This window comes from Pseudomonas sp. RGM2987 (assembly GCF_022952855.1).
Lineage (GTDB): Bacteria > Pseudomonadota > Gammaproteobacteria > Pseudomonadales > Pseudomonadaceae > Aquipseudomonas.
Genome location: NZ_JALJDX010000190.1, coordinates 13,647 through 33,698, shown reverse-complemented (window position 1 = coordinate 33,698; position 20,052 = coordinate 13,647). Strand labels below are relative to the sequence as shown.

The following is a 20,052-nucleotide window of genomic DNA, read 5'->3' as shown; positions in this document are numbered from 1 at the left end:
AAAGAGGCGAAACACGCCATTCAACTTGGTGAGTCGAGTAGCTTTCGCAGATACTGACCATAGCCTGTCTTTTTGAGAGCGGTGGCTTGGGCACTCAACTGCTCTGAAGTAATCCAACCATTGTGATACGCAATCTCTTCCAGGCACGCCACTTTCAGCCCTTGGCGCTGCTCGATGGTATGCACAAAGTGGCTGGCCTCAAGGAGAGAATCATGAGTACCAGTATCTAACCATGCAAACCCGCGACCGAGCATTTCAACGTTCAATGTTTTTTGGTCAAGATATGCCCGGTTGACATCGGTGATCTCTAGCTCTCCCCTTTCGGACGGTTTTATGCTCTTGGCGATCTCTACCACTTGATTGTCGTAAAAGTACAGACCGGTTACGGCATAGTTTGATTTCGGCTTATTCGGCTTCTCTTCGATGCTCAGCGCACGACCAGACTTATCGAACTCCACGACACCAAAACGCTCAGGGTCGGAGACATGGTAGCCAAATACCGTAGCACCTTGCTCCTGTGTACACGCTGAATTTAGATTGTCTGAAAAGTGCTGACCGTAGAAAATGTTGTCGCCCAGAATCAAGCAGCAAGGATCCTTGCCAATAAATTCCTCACCAATAATGAAAGCCTGTGCCAATCCATCGGGGCTGGGCTGCTCCGCATAGGTCAGCTTGATCCCGTACAAGCTACCGTCACCCAGCAGCTTCCGGAAACACGGTAGGTCTTCTGGTGTGGAGATAATCAGGATTTCACGCATACCCGCCAACATCAATACCGACAGTGGGTAAAAGATCATCGGCTTGTCGTAGATCGGCAACATCTGTTTGGACACGCCGAGGGTCAATGGATGCAGGCGAGTACCTGATCCGCCGGCGAGAATGATGCCTTTACGATTTGTCGTGGTCATTTGCTTAGCACTTCCCTTAGCATTCTGGTTACACCACTTTGCCAATCCGGCAAGTGTAGAGAAAAATTGTCGCGCAGCTTTTGTGTATTTAATCGTGAATTCAGAGGACGAACGGCGGGGGCAGGATACGCCGTGGCCTCAATCGGATTGATCGCCTCGACAGCGAGAGCCTCACCGTTGGCCCTGGCAAACTCAATCACATGTCTGGCATAACCATGCCATGAGATTTCACCCGCAGCTGCCAGGTGATAAAGGCCGCCCAATTCCGGTCGCCTCAAGACCTGCTGGATAGCTAGGGCGGTGACATCTGCAATTAATTCGGCACCAGTAGGCGCGCCAATCTGGTCATCGATGACATTCAAGACCTCACGCTCTCTCGCCAGGCGCAACATCGTCTTGGCAAAATTGTTGCCCCGAGCGCTATAAACCCAGCTTGTGCGGAAAATCAGGTGTTTGCAGCCAGTGGAGGTAATCGCACGCTCTCCAGCGAGCTTGCTCTCGCCATAAAAATTCGCCGGCGCGACCGTATCTGTTTCTTTCCAGGGCTCCCGTCCCTCGCCACTAAAGACATAGTCGGTGGAGTAATGGACCAGCCAGGCACCCAAGCGTACCGCTTCCTCAGCCATGACTTCACTGGCCTGACTGTTGACACGATCAGCCAACTCTCTTTCGGATTCGGCTTTATCCACGCCGGTATACGCCGCTGCGTTGACTATAACGTCAGGCTGGACCTCGCGGATCGTTGCACGCAGGGCTTCAAAGTCAGAAACGTCCAGACAAGGACCATCGACCGAATGGCGAGCCAGCGCGACCAACTCACCAAGCGGAGCGAGTGAGCGTTGGAGTTCCCACCCGATCTGCCCATTTTTACCAAGCAAAAGGACTTTCATGTTTTGTTGGAGCGGCCTGCGTAATTTTGGTCGATCCACTGCTGATAGCTACCACTTTTCACATGGGCCACCCACTCCGCGTTGCTCAGGTACCACTCGACTGTCTTTCGAATACCGCTTTCAAAGGTTTCCTTTGGCATCCAACCCAGCTCGCGTTGGATTTTGCTTGCATCGATAGCATAGCGCTGGTCGTGGCCAGGACGATCCTGAACGTAGGTAATCAGGCTTGCATGAGGTCTGTGAGCGGAATTCGGACGCAATTCATCCAACAGTTCACAAAGAGTATGCACAACTTCGATGTTCTGCTTCTCATTATGACCACCGATGTTATAGGTCTCGCCGACCACGCCCTCCGTCACCACTTTATATAACGCGCGGGCATGATCCTCGACATAGAGCCAATCACGCACCTGATCGCCCTTGCCATAGACGGGCAGAGGCTTGCCTTCCAGCGCGTTTAGGATGATCAGCGGTATGAGTTTTTCGGGAAAATGGCACGGCCCATAGTTGTTGGAGCAATTGGTGACCAAAGTCGGTAGGCCATATGTACGAGCCCACGCGCGAACCAGGTGATCGGAACTGGCCTTGCTGGCTGAATACGGCGAGCTTGGCTGGTATGGAGTGGTTTCGGTGAACAGGTCTTCCGGCCCCTCGAGATCTCCGTAGACTTCGTCAGTGGAGATATGGTGGAAGCGGAATCGATTTTTACGTTCTTCCTCCAGCGCGGCCCAATAGTGACGGGCAGCTTCCAGCAAGGTGTAGGTGCCAATGATGTTGGTCTGGATGAATTCAGACGGACCGGAAATGGAGCGATCCACGTGGGATTCTGCGGCCAGGTGCATGACGGCATCGGGTTGATGCTCAGCAAACACGCGATCGATCTGGGCACGATCACAGATATCGACACGCTCGAACGCATAACGAGAACTTAGGCTGGCTTCGGCCAGGGACTCCAGATTGCCAGCGTACGTAAGCTTATCGACATTAATGACAGAGTCGGCGGTGTTGGAAATAATGTGACGGATGACTGCCGAACCGATAAACCCGGCACCGCCGGTGACTAGAATTTTCACTCGAAACCATACCCTAGAGTTACTGACAGGCGACCAACAGAGCACTGTCTGATCCATGAACATCGAAGCCACCTCAACAGGCGGGGACTTTCGACGGAAAACCACCCAAGCCGACGCAGAGCTACGCCCTGATCGGGGAGGCGACGCATTTTACAGCTTAGCGAAGGATTTACTAATGGATTAGACAATTCGTAACGGAAAATTGACGTACGCTGTCAATAAAGCTGCCGCCTCAGACCAATCGCTTACCCGACGCTCCGGACCTGCGCATAAAAAGCCACCCCAGAATCGGCCCGATGACCATGCCCACCAGCAACGCTGCGATCATAAGTACCGAGACGGGCAACTGCGGGCCCGCCCACCCTAGGAACAACACCGCTACTGATTGTTGATTTTCCAGCACAAACGCCAGAACCATCATAATCAGCAAGAGGCCGGACACGACGAGAAAAATGCGCTTCAGGCTACGCATGTGGGCCTCCCTGATCTGTGGCTGCTATCAAAGCCCTTCATCCTCGTCTTCGTTCACGCGATCACGCAACTCTTTACCGGGCTTGAAATGCGGAACGAATTTGCCATCGAGACTGACGGACTGACCTGTTTTCGGATTACGACCTACACGAGGCGCACGATAGTGCAAGGAGAAGCTGCCAAAGCCACGGATCTCGATCCGATCGCCAGTCGCCAGACTTTGCGACATCTGCTCAAGCATAGTCTTGATGGCCAACTCGACATCTTTGGAAGAGAGCAGCCCTTGATGGGTGACAATTCGTTCGATCAACTCCGACTTCGTCATACTTTCCCCTTCTTTTTCAAGCAGCTAGGTAGCGCTTCAGAGGTTTTAGCACGCCAGGATGATTTTGAACAGCTCAAGCCTTGACTAATCTGCCGGCGTGTTTTTTGTGATACCACGCACGCGCATCCAAGGGGGCATTGCGTCGCACCTAGAACCGGAAAAAGCCCAAGGAGGCAGCTTCCACTGCGTGAAATTGCCCTTTCTGCCATGACTGCCTTTTTACAGCATTTCGACAACTCCTCTCGCTGCCATCCGAACACTCCCACTCCTGCATGAAAGTAGATGCGAATGGCGAGACCAGGCACGCGCCCAGGAGCTGCGTGGCGCAACCTGCCGGAATCCTCCCGAGTGATGAAGGGGGCACGGTAGCCAGCCCGCTGCAGCCCTCCGGGCCAGTTTTGACTAAACAATCCAAAGTTATGGCTTCACGGGCCAGATATGACTATGATTCCTCCCGTGTAGGAAGGATCTGCACACGTAGCTGGAATAGTCCTGCGCCGCCTTAGGAAGCTGCCTGGTAACAGGTAGTCCCATCGATACCGTGCTAACGAAATCGAGCCTGAGACAGCCCGGGGAAAGATTTTTGACACAAGCGAAGTCTGGTCCCGCATTCCCCCTTGCTGCCTCTACGGGCGTGATGGGTATGCGGACATGTAACGTGCCCTTTACCGAAACGAACAATTGTCCATTTCCGCTCATTTGCTGCATGTCTGGCATGGCCCGCGCTACCAAGTCTTGTGGCAGATTTGCTGGGGGCGCTCGAACAGGGCCGCCACCGGAAGCACTGACCTTCGCACGTGGAAAATCTCCTATTGTCCAGAACAAGATAAGGAGATCGCTTTTCGTCCTGCTTGCTTCACCCTGCTTGACCGGCCCAGTGCCACACCAATAGAGCTTGAGGACCGGCGATCTTCGCCGGTTTCCGAGTCATCTACCCAACACTTGCATAAAACCCGATCGGTATGTACAGCGCCTTCAAGCTTTGGCCAAACCTACCTATAAGGATATTCCCATGTCGATTCAGCTGTTCGTTCCAAAATTCCGCATTGATGAATGCCTCGCCGCGATTCGCGAATGCCTCGAAAAAGGCTGGACCGGCCTCGGCTTCAAGACAGCCACCATGGAAGAAGAATGGAAAACCTACACCGGTTTGCCACATGCTCACTTCCTGAGCTCAAACACAGTTGGCCTGCACTTGGCCATTGAGCTGTTCAAGACCAAATTTGGCTGGGCCAATGATGATGAAGTCATCACTACTCCCCTGACATTCATTTCCACCAACCATGCCATTCTGTACGCCGGCATGAAGCCGGTATTTGCTGATGTCGACGAATCGTTGTGCCTGGATCCAGAGAGCGTCGTTGAACGCATCACGTCGAAGACCAAAGCACTGATTTTCGTCGGTATCGGCGGTAACGTCGGGCAATACCAGAAAATAGTGGAAATCTGTAAAGAGCGCGGCATCAAGCTTATTCTTGACGCAGCCCACATGGCGGGTACCCGCGTCAACGGCAAGCACGTCGGTCAGGAAGCAGACAGCGTCGTGTTCAGCTTCCAGGCGGTCAAGAACCTGCCGACTGCCGACTCCGGCATGATCTGCTTCAAGGATCGTGAAGATGATGAACGCGTTCGCAAACTGACCTGGCTGGGCATCAACAAGGACACCTTCGCACGTACTGCTGCACAAGGTGCCTATAAGTGGATGTATGACGTAGAGGAGCTGGGCTACAAGTATCACGGCAACTCGATCATGGCTGCGATGGGCCTGGTGCAACTCAAGTACCTGGACCTGGACAACGCTTACCGCCGTCAGCTGGCTTCCTGGTATCGCGAGAACCTGGCTGGTCAGACCAAAATCAGCATCGTCAACGTTACGCCTGGCTGCGAGTCTTCGACTCATTTGTTGCAGGTCCGCGTAAAGGATCGGGACGCAGTCATGCTGGCTCTGAACGAGCATGAGATCTATCCTGGCGTGCATTACCGCGACAACACCGAATACGCTATGTACTCGTTCGGCGCAGGAACCTGCCCGAAAGCGGCCAAGGCCAGCCAGGAAATCCTGTCGCTGCCGATGCACCTCGGTCTTTCCCGCGCAGACGTCGATACCGTGTGCGAACTGCTGATCCGCTACGCAAAATGAAGCGTTCACTCCCCTCGTTTGGAGACGACGCGTTGCGTCTTCGCTTAATCGAAGAGAGTGACTTACATGAGACCTTGTCCTGGCGTAACCGGGACGAGGCTCGTGTCTGGTTCAAGACTTCGACTCCATTGACCTATGAGCAACACTCCAATTGGTTTCACAATCATTATCAGCCTAAGGACACAGACTATCTGTTCGTCGTTGAAGCGGAAGGTTCGCTGGTAGGGCAAGCGTCCGTCTACGCAATTGACTGGCAGACACGCTCGGCCGAAGTTGGCCGGTTCCTGGCTGATCCGGATCACGCAGGGCGCGGCTATATCAGTCGAGCGTGCGGGGTCCTGTTGAGTATCTGTTGGGAAGTACTTGACCTGGAATACGTTTTCCTCGAAGTAATCGAGACTAACGATCGTGCCATCCGCCTTTACCTCAAGCATGGCTTTCAGGAAGAGCAACGTTACGAGGGACTGATTAGAATGGGCGTGCGGAAGAACCTGGCGGGAATTGAATGACGAGTGTCACAAGACTGTTTATCGATAGCGGCCGCGCGTTGAAAATGTGGCGTGTCTGGACTTATCTGGGCGTTCAGGACATCAAGGCAAGATTTCACCGGTCGTTCATAGGTCCGCTATGGATCGTGCTGACAACCGGTTTCTTTGTTACAGGTGTCGGCCTTATCTATGGGTTGTTATTCGGTCAGCCCGTCCACGAGTTCTTGCCCTACTTGGCATGCGGCTTTGCACTATGGGGGTTCATCGTCGCGTCCATCACCGATGCCAGCGCAACCTTTGTCAGGGCCGAGGGATATATCAAGCAATTTTCCTATCCCAAGCAGATCTATCTGCTCAGAACCCTGATATCAAGCGTTATCGTGCTGCTTATTGGTATTGCGGTGGTGATACCGGTGCAGCTGTTCTTTCATGAAGTCAACGCGATGGGCTGGCTATATGCCGTTCCAGGCCTGTTGCTTCTGATCATGGCGGCCTTCGGACACATCACGATCAGCGCCTACCTGGGCGCCCGATTTCGAGACTTTCCCCACGCTATGGCCGTGATGCTGCAAATGATGTTCTTCGTCACGCCCATCATGTTCCCGATCCAGATGTTGCACGAGAAAGGGCTTGGGTTCATTTACCAGCTCAATCCGCTTTATTACCTTATTGATGTCGTACGGCACCCAATCATCCAGGGTGAACTGGCACTGCCTGAAAACTACATGTGGGCCGGTGTCTACGTACTGACCTCCTGGCTTCTGTCACTGCTCGTGGCCATGAAGCTCGACTCTCGCGTGGTATTCCTTTTATGACTCATGCATCACTTGTCCTGAAGAATGTCGATATTACTTTCGAAGGAGCATTGAGCAGCGAAGAAGGGTTGAAAAGCTGGGTCAAGCGCAAGTTGCTAACACGCAACGCCGCGACTGCCACCAATTATCGCATCGCTGCGCTGCAAGGCATCAACCTGGAAATCAACCACGGAGAACGCGTTGGGCTGATAGGGCTTAATGGTGCCGGCAAGAGTACTTTGCTGAAAGTTATGGCGGATATTTACCCACCAACATCGGGCACGGTTTCAATCAAAGGCCATGTCTGCCCAATGTTTGAATTCGCCACCGGTTTCGAAATGAATCAGTCGGGCTGGGACAACATTCGTATTCGTGGCCTATTGTTAGGCATGTCACCGGAGGCGATTGAAGAAAAACTTCCAGAGATTGCCAAGTTCACCGAACTTGGAGAATTTCTTGATTATCCGGTACGAACCTACTCCTCCGGCATGTTCATTCGCCTGGCGTTTGCCGTGTCAACCAGTATCAATCCGGAAATTCTCCTGATCGACGAAGTTATGGGAGCCGGCGATATCTCTTTTGCAGAGAAAGCCAAACGCCGAATGTTTGAATTCATGGAACAGGGCAAGATTCTGGTTTTCACAACCCACAATTTCAGCCTGTTGAATGACTTCTGTAATAGGACAATATGGCTGCACAAGGGCGAGATAGTGGCGGACGGCCCCACCGACGAGATCGTCAAGCGCTACAACGATGCGCATACGAACAGCCTGTAATCAAGTAATAAACACTCCATTAGAAGGAAGAACATGATAAGGACATCAACACTCAAGAATATTCAAGCGTTACGCTTGTTCGCCGCAGCGCTGGTATTCTTGCAGCACGCCTACTTTTTCTCAAGTCAAGTGACTGGAGACGCTGCTCTTGACTTTCGAAAATTTAATTTCGGTGGCGTAGGCGTTTATGTCTTCTTTATTATTTCCGGTTTTGTAATAGCTCTTCAAACCGATAAAAAACCCATTTTTTTCGCCAGCCATCGATTGGCGCGGATATACCCGGCCTACTTTATTGCACTAATAACTTCAACCGCAATTTTTTATCTATTTTCTTCTCATCGTCCTGCCTTGAGCAACTGGGCGTCACTCCTTTTGTTTCCTTCAGGCTCATTGAACGACTCTTTCCAAGTTCCATATTGGACACTTATATACGAGATGTTCTTCTACACATTTATCGTTGCATTAATGTTACTAACACGAGCACGACCGCCATTGATGAACGCGGTCTTACTATTGTGGCTGGCTTCGATTCTTGTCGCCGGTCATAACGGTGTATCAGTTAGTCTACCCAACCCGGACTACACTACTATTTTCCTGTCTCCCCTTAATATATTTTTCATCACCGGTTATTTTCTCGCCCGCCTCACTCTTTCGCCCCATAAAACCGCAGCCTATATGGGATTTTTTCTCATTGGCGTAGAATCAACGTTTTTTGCAGAATCCAGATATTTGCTAAGTACCTCACTGGTCGGCGCGATGCTTATCCTGTTCGCCATCCAGCTAAAACCTTTCCCCAAGTCATTGAATATTTTAGGGGACTACTCATACGGTATTTATTTACTGCACCTGCCAATTATTTATTGTCTGTACTTGGCCCTCAAATCATCAGGCGCCACGTTCCATACCTCTTTCTTGCTGATGACGATAGTAGCGCTCCCCACCTCTATAGCTTTCGGCAAGTTGGAGTACTGGCTATATCAACAGAAAATACGGCCGTTGGTTGATCGCCTCCTCTCTCGTCACACTACGCCCCAACTAAAACAGCCCTTGGAACAGCCATGAAATTTAGCGACTTTTCTACTGACCTTAAGGTCTACGCCAGTAGCAAGGCTCCGTCGGCTCCTAAAGTCACCGTGATCCTGCCTACCTACTCCCGCGGACATGGCCCGCTCCAGGAATCCATCGACAGCGTGCTGGCCCAGAGCTACGAAGATTTCGAACTGATCATTGTGGATGATGGCTCTCGGGACGGGTCCGCGGCGGTATTGCAGGAATATCTGAAAAAAGACCCACGCATCATCGTCCACTCCTACCATAAAAATAGTGGCCTCCCGGCCCTGCGGGTTAATCAGGCCGCGCTGCTGGCGAAGGGCAAGTACATCGCTTATCAGTTCGACGATGACTTATGGACGCAACACAGCCTGCAAGTACGTGTAGAACAGCTTGATAAATGCAGCAAACCGGCAGTTGTCTATGGAAATGCCAGTGTCGACATCGCACTGGCTGACGGAACGACAACCTCCCGGAAGCTGGGCGGCCCCTTTAATTACGGTCTGTTGATGAACGCTAACTACATAGCCAACAACACCGTGATGCATCACAAAGCGCTGTACGATATTGCCGGAATGTACGACTCGCACGTCATGATGCGGCGTTTTTCGGATTACGATCTGTGGCTGAGATTTGCCAAACATGCCGATTTTATTTGGGTGGATGAGGTAACGTCGCATGTGCGCGCCAACTTGGCCGACTCACTGGGCAAGGAAATTCCTCTGTTCTTCACCCGGTACCGCAAGAGCCTGTCCATACCACGGGACCAGTTGCTGACGCCTGCGGCCATCGGCAATTACGACGTTGTCGATCTTGCGCAGTTTTCCGGCTCATTCACCGATGCGGAGATTAACGAATACCGGCGAATGGAAGCTATCCCGTTCCTGACTAAGTTTAATGATTACTGCAGCGATAGCGAAATGGCCGTGGCAGCGAGCGCCCGCGGGCGTAAATTGCATTTGCTGACCGTCAAGCCGGACTATTCCACTTCGGTCGATGTCACGATCAATAATTTCACGACGTTGCCGGAGCAACGTGCGGTCAATAGCACTTTCGTCAAGGAAAACGAGCTGCTGACCGTAGATTTGACCGGTATCGACGTAGCAGTGCTCTACCGAACCGTCGGCGCTGCCGCCAGTCATTTCATCAATATCCAAAAGGGCAAGACGCCCATGGCATATTTGATGGATGACAACATGCTGCACTTCCATTCGGTTGGACCGCAGCACAGCTTCCTGGCTCCAGGCACTCCGGCGTACCAGGAGATCGTCCACCAGATCAAGAATGTGGATTGCTGCATCGGGTACAGCGATGCGATTAATGAGGATCTGGGCGAACTCAACAGCAAGACAGCCAGACTCCATACCAATATCCATGCCCGGTTCGTTCAGAAGCGTACCTATCGTCGCGACAAGCGTCTGAAGTTCGCCATTATGTCCGGGGCTGTGCGCGAAGATATCTTGCGCGAGCTATGGCCGGCACTATCAAGTTTCGTCAGTAAGAATTCGAACTCCGTCGAGTTTCATTTCTGGGGATTGGACCCGGATAAATTCGGCCCCTTGGATTGCCCGGTCTATTTCAAGCCGTTCACCCATGTCTATGAAAGTTACGTGCGGGATTTGAGCATGTGCAGCTTTGACGTGGCACTGGTCCCTCTCGACTTCAGTACACGGGCGGCCCGCAGCAAAAGTCCGGTCAAGCTTTTGGAATCGGTCGCAGCCGGGGCGGTCTGCATCTTCACCGACGCGGTCCCTTATTCCGATATCCCGGACGCCTGTTGCATCAAGGTCGAGAACACTATCGAAGCGTGGGAAGCTGCTTTGACCAAAGCGTACTCGATGAGCCAGCAGGAACGGACCGAGATGCTTGAGAATGCTCGTGATCTGGTTCTGTCACGGTATACCACCGAATCGCAGTTCTACGACTTCCTCGCCACTTTCGAATCCGTTCGCCTGCACTCAAGACTCGGCGACAAGACTATCGCCTATGGTTTCCATGAAGCAGCGCTGGGCGGCGCCACGCTTCATCTGATCAGGCATGCGAGCCTCGTTGCATCCCTTGGCTTTCGTGTCCTGGGGCTCGTTCCCAAAGATGCTGTCTATAGCGCCGCGTTCAAGTCGCGTTGGGACGCCGCCACTGGCGGAGCTAACCTGATAGAAGAAAGTTGGCCGTCGGGCTACACAGAACCCCCTCAGCCCCAGCGCCCATTCCAACCGCAGGATGAGCTGGCTGCAAATATCCTCGCCCGCCGTCTGGCGAACGAGAATATCGGGCTGCTGCACTTTACAACCTGGTCGCCCACAATGAGCTTGCTGGCCAAACGGCTGGGCATTCCATGTACAGCAAGTGTCCATCAATACTACGAAGGCGCCGACAAGTTTGTTGTTCGCTTTGCCGACTCGATCCATTGTTCTTCGCTTACTCATGGATTTAAATGGGCGAGCCTATCGAAAAGTCCGGCCAGGCGCATCGTCTGCCCAGTCGCTGACGATTACTTCAATGCGTTTCGAGAAAATCGCGAGCGTGTGGCGAACATCCAGAACGCACTTCGTATTCTCGTATCGGGCACGCTCCAGCCCAGGAAAAACCAACTGGGCGCAATCCAGGCCGCAATATTGCTGAACGAGGCCGGATTTGATGTCTCGGTGGACCTGATTGGCTATGACGTATTCAACGACGTGTATGTCCAAAAATGCACTTCATTGATCGAAAAAAGCGGTTTCCGAGACAAATTCACGCTGCACGGTTTTATTGATGATCCGAAACCCTTCTATGATCAGGCGGATCTGCTGCTGATTTCTGCCACTGACGAATCTATGCCGCAAACCATGCTACAAGCCATGGCGATGGGTATCCCGGTGGCATCGACGAACGTAGGTGGCGTGGGAGAGATTATCAAACACCGCTACAGTGGCTTCCTTTCCAAGAACGACAGCCCTGAAGCGATGGCCGCAGCGATTTCGGAATATATGCGCCTTTCGCCTGAACAGCGCCTGGAAATTGTGGACCGTGCACAGAGATCCATGCAATTTCTCGCCCGGCCTACGTACGTTCGATCCGAACTGGTGGATCTGTACAACCAGGCGTTTGATGAATTCTCCAAACATCAGGTCGCGGTACAGTCAGCAACAGTAGCGGATCAAAGACCATCGATACCCTCAAATGAAGATATGCTGCTCGAAACTCTTTTTACAACGCGCAGTCAGATCAGCCAAATGTGCAGAGCCTTGGATAAATGAAACCTGAAAACGAACCAGTATGGATCGACCTCGGCTGCGGTAAACGCAAGCAGGAAGGGTTCATCGGAATTGACCGGTTTCCTATGCCGGAAGTCGATATCCTGGCCGATATTGATGCAGTTCTGCCGTTAGAAGATGACTCGGTTGATCTGCTATTTTCATCACATGCCTTGGAACACACCAAGGACTTGATGTTCACAATGCGCGAAATTTATCGTGTGTGTAAGCACGGCGCGCAGGTATGTATCATCGCGCCTTATTACGAACAGAAACTGAACGTCGCAAACCCCTACCACCTCACCGTATTCAATGAGCACACGCCTCGTTTCTGGACGGACCATCCCGAGACGCCAGTAGACCCGCTTGATTATCCTGACCCGGTACAACGTCCATGGGGGCTTTCAAAGTCGGACAACTCTAACCCGGGACTTGATATTCGATTGATCAACGTTGAGTTTTTCTATTTCCCCGAATACAGCCACCTTCCTCTCGAGCAAAAGAGAAAGTTTCGTAACGAACGATTCAACGTATGTGAACAGATCATGTACCAGCTTATCGTTTGGAAAGGTGATGAACGCTCGCCTGACGCCAGCTTCTCCGAGTATGTCGACGCGTTCGTACCCTATGAACCTTATTACATCAGGCACCTTAAGATGCACGAGCAAGAACAGATCATTCAGAAATTCACCCAAAGTGAAGCGGCGCTTCGTCAGCGTATCGAGGAATTGAAACTTGAGCTCGCCAACAGGACACCGTTGGCTCAGGGCCCAGATGTGGCTGTCGAACGGCGAATCAATGAGCTGACCGAAGATCGCGCGCAATCCGAACGCCTGGTACATGAGACAAGGACTGAAAACCATCATCTGCGCTTGCAGGTAATGGGGCTGTTTGAAAAGACCGAATTGCTGAATAACCAGCTTCATGAAAGCAACATCAAACTGATGAAGTCCGAGCTGCAGAATCAGTTGCTGAATGATAAAACGCTGAGTCTCAACGAACAAAATATGCGACTTCAGGATGAAGCTGCACAATCATCTGCACAGCTTGACGAGCTCATGCAGAGGCTGGCTCATGCGCAGTCTGCTGCCACGCAAGCCAATCACGAAGTCCTGGCCCTGGTACGGACAAACCAGGAACTGCGTGACAAACTGGAAAGCCTGGCAACTATTGATGCGAGAGTGGCCTTGCTCAAGGCCGAGCTCCTTACGGCCAACGGCATCATCGAGTGGTATCGTACCAAGGAGGGTTCCTGGAAAAGCGAACAGAGTCGGCTCAGCCAGGAATTGACCTCGGCGCGGCAAGCTTCCCAAATCCAGTCGCCGCTGGCGCAGGAGGTGAAGCATCTGAAACTGGCGCTCAGCAATGCACAGCAGCATGCAGATCACTCGCGCCATGAGGCGCTCCAGGTAATCGACAATCTTCAGACCGAAGTAAGCGGCTATCGTGCCTCTCGCTCCTTGCAACTGGTCTCGCTGTACAAGAGCAAAGGCTCACTGTGGGACTCGATCTCACCGGCATTTTCTTCCCTCAGGGACTTCACGAAAAAACACCTCCTCAACACTTCTCGCCCAATGCTGGCCTTGGGGGACGACTTGAGAAATGTCCCGTATCGGGAGTACCTCATGCCGATCAAACAAGACAATCTTCGCCGTATAACCCTGGCTATCCGACCACTGATGCGCGGAAACCAAGGGCTGGTTGGTATCGAAATTGTTTCCAGCGACAAGGCGGTCGTTGCACAGGTCGCCCTGCCGCTGGCCGTCGTAAATCCTGATGCACCGACACATTTCGAGCTTCCAGCAGCGACGACATTGGAGAAAAACTGGTATTTGCGCATTTTTGTCAAAGACTCCGACGTTCCCGTCGGTCTTTATGAAGTCAGCGAGTATTCGCTTATCAGAAAGCGCTACAAATATTTCCCTTTTGCCGCACTACAGTAATGGCTGAAGATCGCAGCTTGATAAAGCCAAAAATAGATATCCTGCTGGTCATCGAAGGGGAGATCGCCACGACCCATTTGATTGAGCATATGCTATCCGCCTGTGAGCCTTACGGAATCGTTTACCGTAAGGTCTTCCTGGCTGCGCTGAAGCCTTCGGATATTCGAAAAACCACCATTCCGTTTTTTGTCCGCAGCGGCGATCCATCGCTGCGACTCTGGATTGAGAGGCTACACAATGCCCACCATCCGTACATCTATTACATAGATGATAACTTCTGGAAAATCGAGGGCGACTCCCCTATTGCCCTTTATTACCAGCACCCGCTTATCCGTCACACTTTGGAGACCGCCATTTCCGGGGCCTACCGCGTATTGACCAACTCTGACCTGCTGGCGGAGTTCCTTTATCAGTTCAATGAAAAAATCGAAATATTGCCATCATTTTTCGATTTTTCATTATTAAAGGCTGCACAACCTCCCACACACGGGGAATTGCGTATCGGGTTTGCAGGAAGTCCATCCAGGGTCGATGATCTGGAGATTATCAAACCGGTAATTCGACCGATATTGGATGCGTATCCGCAGGTAGTATTCGAATTCATAGGAGCTACGCCGTCGGACCTGGGGTCCGATAGCCGCATACGTACCTTTCCCCACAATGCGGACTATGAAGGTTTTATACATTTCAAACAGGAGCGACAGTGGTCGATCGGACTGGCACCACTGATCGATAATTACTCGAATCGCTGTAAAACCAACAACAAATACCGCGAATATTCAGCGTGCGGCATAGCCGGGATTTATTCGAACATGCCACCCTATCAACGTTCAGTCGTCGATGGTGAAACCGGACTGCTGACCGAACATACGACTCAAGCGTGGATTTCAGCCATAAGCCAATTGATTTCCGATCCCACGCTGCGAGCTAGAATTGCGAGCAACGCCTATGAAGACGTTCTTGAAAAGCACAGCGTTGAACGGGTAGCAATGATCTGGTCCAATCACTTTGCTCAGGTTCAGCGGCACATGAAGCGCACCAGGATCAAACCGCTGCGTATCAATAAGCTTAAATCTTATCTTCTTGCGCACTTCCTGCGATTCGAGTCGCTATGGGTACGGGCTTCCACCGTCTACGCTGAAGGGGGATGGCGCCTGGTCGCCGAGAAGCTCGTTAATCGCATTAAATTTGCCTTGCTACGCGACAAAGCTCTTTGAAAAGCCTCTGGATAGTGGCTCCCCTTATTTATCAGGATCGTAAATTATGAGAGTTACAGTATTCGGCACTGGCTACGTTGGTCTTGTCACCGGAGCCTGTCTTGCGGATGCCGGCCATGAAGTCATGTGCGTCGATATCGACAAGCAAAAAATCGAGGGTCTCAAGCGTGGCATAGTCCCAATCTACGAGCCGGGGCTGGATGCCCTGCTCGAACAGAATCAGCTGCAGGGCCGACTGCACTTCACGACAAATCCGAATGAAGGCGTCGACTTCGGTGAGTTGCAAATGATTGCCGTAGGAACCCCCCCCAATGAGGATGGTTCTGCTGACTTACAACATGTACTGGCTGTCGCCCAGACCATCGGTCAGCATATGAGCAGCCGCAAAATCATCGTTAACAAGTCCACCGTCCCGGTGGGAACCGCCGACAAGGTTACCCACACGATCACCGAAACACTGAAATCCAGGCAAGTCGAGCTGGAATTCGCTGTCTGCTCCAATCCAGAGTTCCTTAAGGAAGGTTCTGCAATAGAGGACTTCTCCAAGGCTGCGCGCATCATCGTCGGGACCAACTGCGAAGAAGTCAGGGCGGTCATGCGTGAATGTTATGCCCCCTACAGTCGCAACCGCGACAAGTTGATTTTCATGGACGTGCGCTCTGCCGAGCTCACCAAATACGCGGCCAATGCAATGCTCGCGACAAAAATCAGTTTCATGAACGAGATTGCGCAGATGGCAGAGCGTCTCGGGGCGGATATCGAACAAGTCAGGCTGGGCATTGGCTCGGACCCTAGGATCGGCTTTCAATTCATCTATCCTGGCTGCGGTTATGGCGGTTCATGCTTCCCGAAAGACGTTCAAGCGCTGGCACGCACCGCACACGAAATCGGTTATGAAGCTGAATTGCTCAATGCTGTGGAATCGGTCAACAATCGTCAGAAGAACGTGCTGTTTGACAAGCTCCTGCATGCCTTCGACTCTGATCTAGCGGATAAAACCATCGCGGTCTGGGGGCTTTCGTTCAAGCCGAACACGGACGATATGCGTGCTGCGCCAAGCCGCAATCTGATGGAAGCAATCTGGGCCGCAGGCGGAAAGGTTCGGGCATTCGACCCTGCCGCGATGGATGAAACCTCTCGCATTTATGGTCCACGCGGCGACTTGAAGTTGGTGGAGAGCCGGGAGCAGGCGCTGGTAGGCGCCGATGCATTGGTCATCTGTACCGAATGGAAGCAGTTTCGTACAGTAGATTTCAAATGGCTCAAACGTTGTCTGAATTTCCCGGTTCTGGTTGACGGACGTAACCTGTTCGATCCGATTTCCGCCAAAGAGGCTGGATTCATGTATTACGCAATAGGTCGTGGCGACGTCCAACATCAGCAAGGAACCCCACAGTGAAGGTACTAGTGACGGGAGCAGCTGGCTTTATCGGCTTCCATGTCAGCCAGGCGCTGCTAGCCCGTGGCGATGAAGTCGTGGGCATCGATAATCTGAATGACTATTATGAGGTCTCGCTCAAGGAAGCACGACTCGGACTTCTGATTCCGCTTCAGGGCTTTCGCTTCATACGGATGGACATTGGCGATCGGGCATCAATGGCTGCTCTTTTTGCCGAAGAAGGTTTTGATAAGGTCGTTCATCTTGCCGCACAGGCGGGGGTTCGTTACTCATTGGAAAACCCCCATGCCTATGCGGAGAGTAACCTGGTCGGCTTCCTGAACGTGCTTGAAGGCTGTCGCCAAAGTCGGATCAAACACTTGGTCTATGCCTCATCCAGCTCGGTTTACGGTGCAAACGAGAGCATGCCATTCGCCGTACACGACAACGTAGACCATCCTGTGTCACTTTACGCAGCAACTAAAAAAGCCAATGAGTTGATGGCCCATTCCTATAGTCATCTTTATGGACTGCCGACTACTGGCCTGCGCTTCTTCACGGTTTACGGCCCGTGGGGACGGCCTGACATGTCGCCATTCCTGTTTGTCAGGGCGATACTGGAAGGCAGACCCTTAAAGATTTTCAACTACGGAAAACACCGCCGCGACTTCACCTATATCGACGATATCGTTGAAGGTGTAGTACAGGTTCTCGATCATATAGCGACGCCAAACAGCGAATGGTCGGGACTGAAACCTGATCCGGCTTCCAGCCGTGCCCCATGGAAAATCTATAACATTGGAAACAGCCAACCTGTTGAGTTGCTTACCTACATCAGCCATATCGAAGATGCATTGGGCAAAACCGCACAGAAAGAACTTCTACCCTTACAGCCCGGGGACGTTGAGCATACATTCGCGGATGTCGAGCAATTAAGGGCTGATACCGGCTACGCTCCCAGTACGTCAATAGAGAGCGGCATCCGTCAATTCGTGACTTGGTACAAGGAATTCTACAAGGTCATCGGGTGACTCCCAGCCTCCCTCTCAAGTCCTGGCAGGTTAATGCCCTGTTCAGGACTCAGTGAAGTGCTGAAGCTATCGACACATGACCAACATCGTGCGAGTCAGATAACCTGCCGGATTGAAACCAAAGGGGTACTGGTCCTCATCTTTGACCTCGTCAGAGCGGGTAATGACTTTATAGCCCGCCCCCTTACACTCCTTCGAAGCCCGCTTGTTGCACTTCTCCCAGCCAGAGCCGAGTCCTGAGCAGTCGATCTCGATGCCACTGACACCGCGCACAGCATGGGTCTTTGCGCTTGTGGAGCAACCTGTCAGCACCAATATAGCCAGCACAAGAAAAAGCCTGTTCATCCAATCCCTCTAGTCAGCCAATAGGCTCAAGACAAGCCTGGCTGGTATATACACACCATCTGCTTATTCAAAGACAGCTTGGACGAGGTATTGGTTCATGGCGAGCCCCCTCGTGGCGGCGATCCAGACAAATCTCACCCACAAAAAAGGGCGACCGAAGTCGCCCTTTTTCTATGGTCAAACAGAACTCAGTTCTGTTTTTCCATTTGTGCACGCAGCAGGTCGCCCAGAGTGGTAGGACCAGCAGCGACGCTGTCCGAAGCTGGCTTGTCGCGCAGGCTCTGGATAGCTTCTTTCTCGTCTTCAACGTCTTTCGACTTGATCGAGAGCTGGATTACGCGGCTCTTGCGGTCAACGCTGATGATCTTGGCTTCTACTTCTTCGCCTTCCTTCAGGACGTTGCGCGCGTCTTCAACGCGGTCACGGCTGATTTCGGAGGCTTTCAGAGTCGCTTCGATATCGTCGGCCAGGGTGATGATGGCGCCTTTGGCGTCAACTTCTTTCACGATGCCCTTAACGATTGCGCCTTTGTCGTTCTCTTGGACGTATTCGGAGAACGGATCGCTTTCCAGTTGCTTGATGCCCAGGGAGATGCGCTCGCGCTCTGGGTCAACCGACAGGATAACGGTGTCCAGCTCGTCGCCCTTCTTGAAGCGGCGTACGGCTTCTTCGCCCACTTCGTTCCAGGAGATGTCGGACAGGTGAACCAGGCCGTCGATGCCGCCATCCAGACCAATGAAGATACCGAAATCGGTGATCGACTTGATGGTGCCGGAGATCTTGTCGCCCTTGTTGAACTGGCCAGAGAAGTCTTCCCATGGGTTGGACTTGCACTGCTTGATGCCCAGGGAGATACGACGACGCTCTTCGTCGATGTCCAGAACCATGACTTCCACTTCGTCGCCGACTTGTACGACTTTCGAAGGGTGGATGTTCTTGTTGGTCCAGTCCATTTCGGAAACGTGTACCAGGCCTTCAACGCCTTCTTCCAGCTCAGCGAAGCAGCCGTAGTCGGTGAGGTTGGTCACGCGAGCGGTGACGCGGGTGCCTTCTGGGTAACGGGCTTTGATAGCAACCCATGGGTCTTCGCCCAGTTGCTTGAGGCCCAGGGAAACACGATTGCGCTCGCGATCGTACTTCAGAACCTTGACATCGATCTCGTCGCCAACGTTGACGATTTCCGAAGGATGCTTGATACGCTTCCAGGCCATGTCGGTGATGTGCAGCAGGCCATCGACGCCACCCAGATCGACGAATGCGCCGTAATCGGTGAGGTTCTTGACGATACCCTTGACCTGTTGGCCTTCCTGCAGCGATTCCAGCAGAGCTTCACGCTCGGCGGAGTTCTCGGCTTCCAGGACACTGCGACGGGAAACGACAACGTTGTTGCGCTTCTGGTCCAGCTTGATGACCTTGAATTCCAGCTCTTTGCCTTCCAGGTGCGTGGTGTCGCGCACTGGACGGACGTCAACCAGGGAACCTGGCAGGAACGCACGGATGCCGTTAACGTCGACAGTGAAGCCGCCTTTAACCTTACCGTTGATAACGCCCTTGACCACTTCCTCGGCTGCGAAGGCTGCTTCCAGAACGATCCAGCATTCAGCGCGCTTGGCTTTTTCACGGGACAGCTTGGTTTCACCGAAGCCATCTTCAACCGAATCCAGCGCAACGTGAACTTCGTCACCCACGTTGATGTTCAGTTCGCCAGCATCGTTGTAGAACTGCTCAAGCGGGATCAGTGCTTCAGACTTCAGACCAGCGTGAACGGTTACCCAACGAGCCTGGTAATCGATATCAACGATAACGCCGGTGATGATGGAGCCTGCCTGAAGGTTCAGGGTTTTCAAGCTTTCTTCAAAGAGTTCCGCAAAGCTTTCGCTCATTTTAATTCCTGTTGATTGGGGCGAAGGATACGCCCGGCTCCACACCCCAGACGGTGTGGGTTAGTTTCATATAGAAGAAGCAGCGCAGGACTATGACTGGTCCC

General features: G+C 52.4%; 17 protein-coding genes. 10 read left to right on the top strand and 7 right to left on the bottom strand.

Features of this window, described 5'->3' with window-relative positions; genetic code table 11:
* Positions 1-20: 20 nt before the first annotated feature.
* The 5 genes from rfbA to ihfB all read right to left on the bottom strand — a co-directional run bounded on the left by rfbA (position 21) and on the right by ihfB (position 3,667).
* Positions 21-908, bottom strand: a complete 888-nt coding sequence (rfbA, locus tag RGM2987_RS12950) for a glucose-1-phosphate thymidylyltransferase RfbA (protein ID WP_245141642.1) — start codon at positions 906-908, stop codon at positions 21-23.
* Positions 905-1,798, bottom strand: a complete 894-nt coding sequence (gene rfbD / locus RGM2987_RS12945) for a dTDP-4-dehydrorhamnose reductase (protein ID WP_245141639.1) — start codon at positions 1,796-1,798, stop codon at positions 905-907. Before rfbD ends, rfbA begins: the two co-directional genes overlap by 4 nt.
* Entirely contained in the window at positions 1,795-2,871 is a 1,077-nt protein-coding gene (gene rfbB, locus RGM2987_RS12940; RefSeq protein ID WP_245141636.1) for a dTDP-glucose 4,6-dehydratase, read from the bottom strand. The genes rfbD and rfbB overlap by 4 nt, the downstream gene beginning before the upstream one ends.
* Before the next feature lie 232 nt (positions 2,872-3,103).
* Positions 3,104-3,343 carry a LapA family protein gene (locus RGM2987_RS12935; RefSeq protein WP_245141634.1) on the bottom strand — a complete coding sequence of 80 codons (240 nt, stop codon included), beginning with the start codon at positions 3,341-3,343 and terminating at the stop codon, positions 3,104-3,106.
* A gap of 27 nt (positions 3,344-3,370) precedes the next feature.
* Positions 3,371-3,667, bottom strand: a complete 297-nt coding sequence (gene ihfB / locus RGM2987_RS12930; RefSeq protein WP_245141632.1) for an integration host factor subunit beta — start codon at positions 3,665-3,667, stop codon at positions 3,371-3,373.
* Between the two features lie 1,012 nt (positions 3,668-4,679).
* Here ihfB and RGM2987_RS12925 point away from each other — a divergent pair.
* Genes RGM2987_RS12925 through RGM2987_RS12880 form a run of 10 tightly spaced genes read left to right on the top strand, consistent with a single transcriptional unit; the run spans position 4,680 to position 17,720 of the window.
* Complete coding sequence (locus RGM2987_RS12925) at positions 4,680-5,807, top strand: DegT/DnrJ/EryC1/StrS family aminotransferase (protein ID WP_245141630.1); 1,128 nt, start codon at positions 4,680-4,682, stop codon at positions 5,805-5,807.
* Positions 5,804-6,316 carry a GNAT family N-acetyltransferase gene (locus tag RGM2987_RS12920; RefSeq protein ID WP_245141628.1) on the top strand — a complete coding sequence of 171 codons (513 nt, stop codon included), beginning with the start codon at positions 5,804-5,806 and terminating at the stop codon, positions 6,314-6,316. Before RGM2987_RS12925 ends, RGM2987_RS12920 begins: the two co-directional genes overlap by 4 nt.
* Positions 6,313-7,110 carry an ABC transporter permease gene (locus RGM2987_RS12915; RefSeq protein ID WP_245141625.1) on the top strand — a complete coding sequence of 266 codons (798 nt, stop codon included), beginning with the start codon at positions 6,313-6,315 and terminating at the stop codon, positions 7,108-7,110. Before RGM2987_RS12920 ends, RGM2987_RS12915 begins: the two co-directional genes overlap by 4 nt.
* Positions 7,107-7,865, top strand: coding sequence for an ABC transporter ATP-binding protein (locus RGM2987_RS12910; RefSeq protein ID WP_245141622.1), 759 nt, complete (start codon positions 7,107-7,109; stop codon positions 7,863-7,865). The genes RGM2987_RS12915 and RGM2987_RS12910 overlap by 4 nt, the downstream gene beginning before the upstream one ends.
* A 33-nt stretch (positions 7,866-7,898) precedes the next feature.
* Positions 7,899-8,927 carry an acyltransferase gene (locus RGM2987_RS12905; protein WP_245141619.1) on the top strand — a complete coding sequence of 343 codons (1,029 nt, stop codon included), beginning with the start codon at positions 7,899-7,901 and terminating at the stop codon, positions 8,925-8,927.
* Positions 8,924-12,154: a glycosyltransferase gene (locus RGM2987_RS12900; RefSeq protein ID WP_245141617.1), complete on the top strand. Its 3,231-nt coding sequence runs from the start codon at positions 8,924-8,926 to the stop codon at positions 12,152-12,154. Before RGM2987_RS12905 ends, RGM2987_RS12900 begins: the two co-directional genes overlap by 4 nt.
* Entirely contained in the window at positions 12,151-14,094 is a 1,944-nt protein-coding gene (locus RGM2987_RS12895) for a methyltransferase domain-containing protein (RefSeq protein WP_245141614.1), read from the top strand. Before RGM2987_RS12900 ends, RGM2987_RS12895 begins: the two co-directional genes overlap by 4 nt.
* A complete protein-coding gene (locus tag RGM2987_RS12890) occupies positions 14,094-15,311 on the top strand; it encodes a glycosyltransferase (protein ID WP_245141612.1) in 1,218 nt (405 codons plus the stop codon). The genes RGM2987_RS12895 and RGM2987_RS12890 overlap by 1 nt, the downstream gene beginning before the upstream one ends.
* A gap of 46 nt (positions 15,312-15,357) precedes the next feature.
* Positions 15,358-16,710, top strand: coding sequence for a UDP-glucose/GDP-mannose dehydrogenase family protein (locus RGM2987_RS12885; RefSeq protein ID WP_245141610.1), 1,353 nt, complete (start codon positions 15,358-15,360; stop codon positions 16,708-16,710).
* Complete coding sequence (locus RGM2987_RS12880; protein WP_245141608.1) at positions 16,707-17,720, top strand: NAD-dependent epimerase; 1,014 nt, start codon at positions 16,707-16,709, stop codon at positions 17,718-17,720. Before RGM2987_RS12885 ends, RGM2987_RS12880 begins: the two co-directional genes overlap by 4 nt.
* Positions 17,721-17,786: 66 nt before the next feature.
* Here the strand turns inward: RGM2987_RS12880 and RGM2987_RS12875 are convergent, their stop codons facing one another.
* Both RGM2987_RS12875 and rpsA read right to left on the bottom strand, forming a co-directional pair.
* Positions 17,787-18,065 (bottom strand): hypothetical protein, encoded by a 279-nt coding sequence (locus RGM2987_RS12875; RefSeq protein WP_245141605.1) that lies wholly within the window; start codon positions 18,063-18,065, stop codon positions 17,787-17,789.
* 188 nt (positions 18,066-18,253) lie between these two features.
* On the bottom strand, positions 18,254-19,948 hold the full coding sequence (rpsA, locus tag RGM2987_RS12870; RefSeq protein ID WP_042728079.1) for a 30S ribosomal protein S1: 1,695 nt from the start codon (positions 19,946-19,948) through the stop codon (positions 18,254-18,256).
* Between the last annotated feature and the right edge of the window lie 104 nt (positions 19,949-20,052).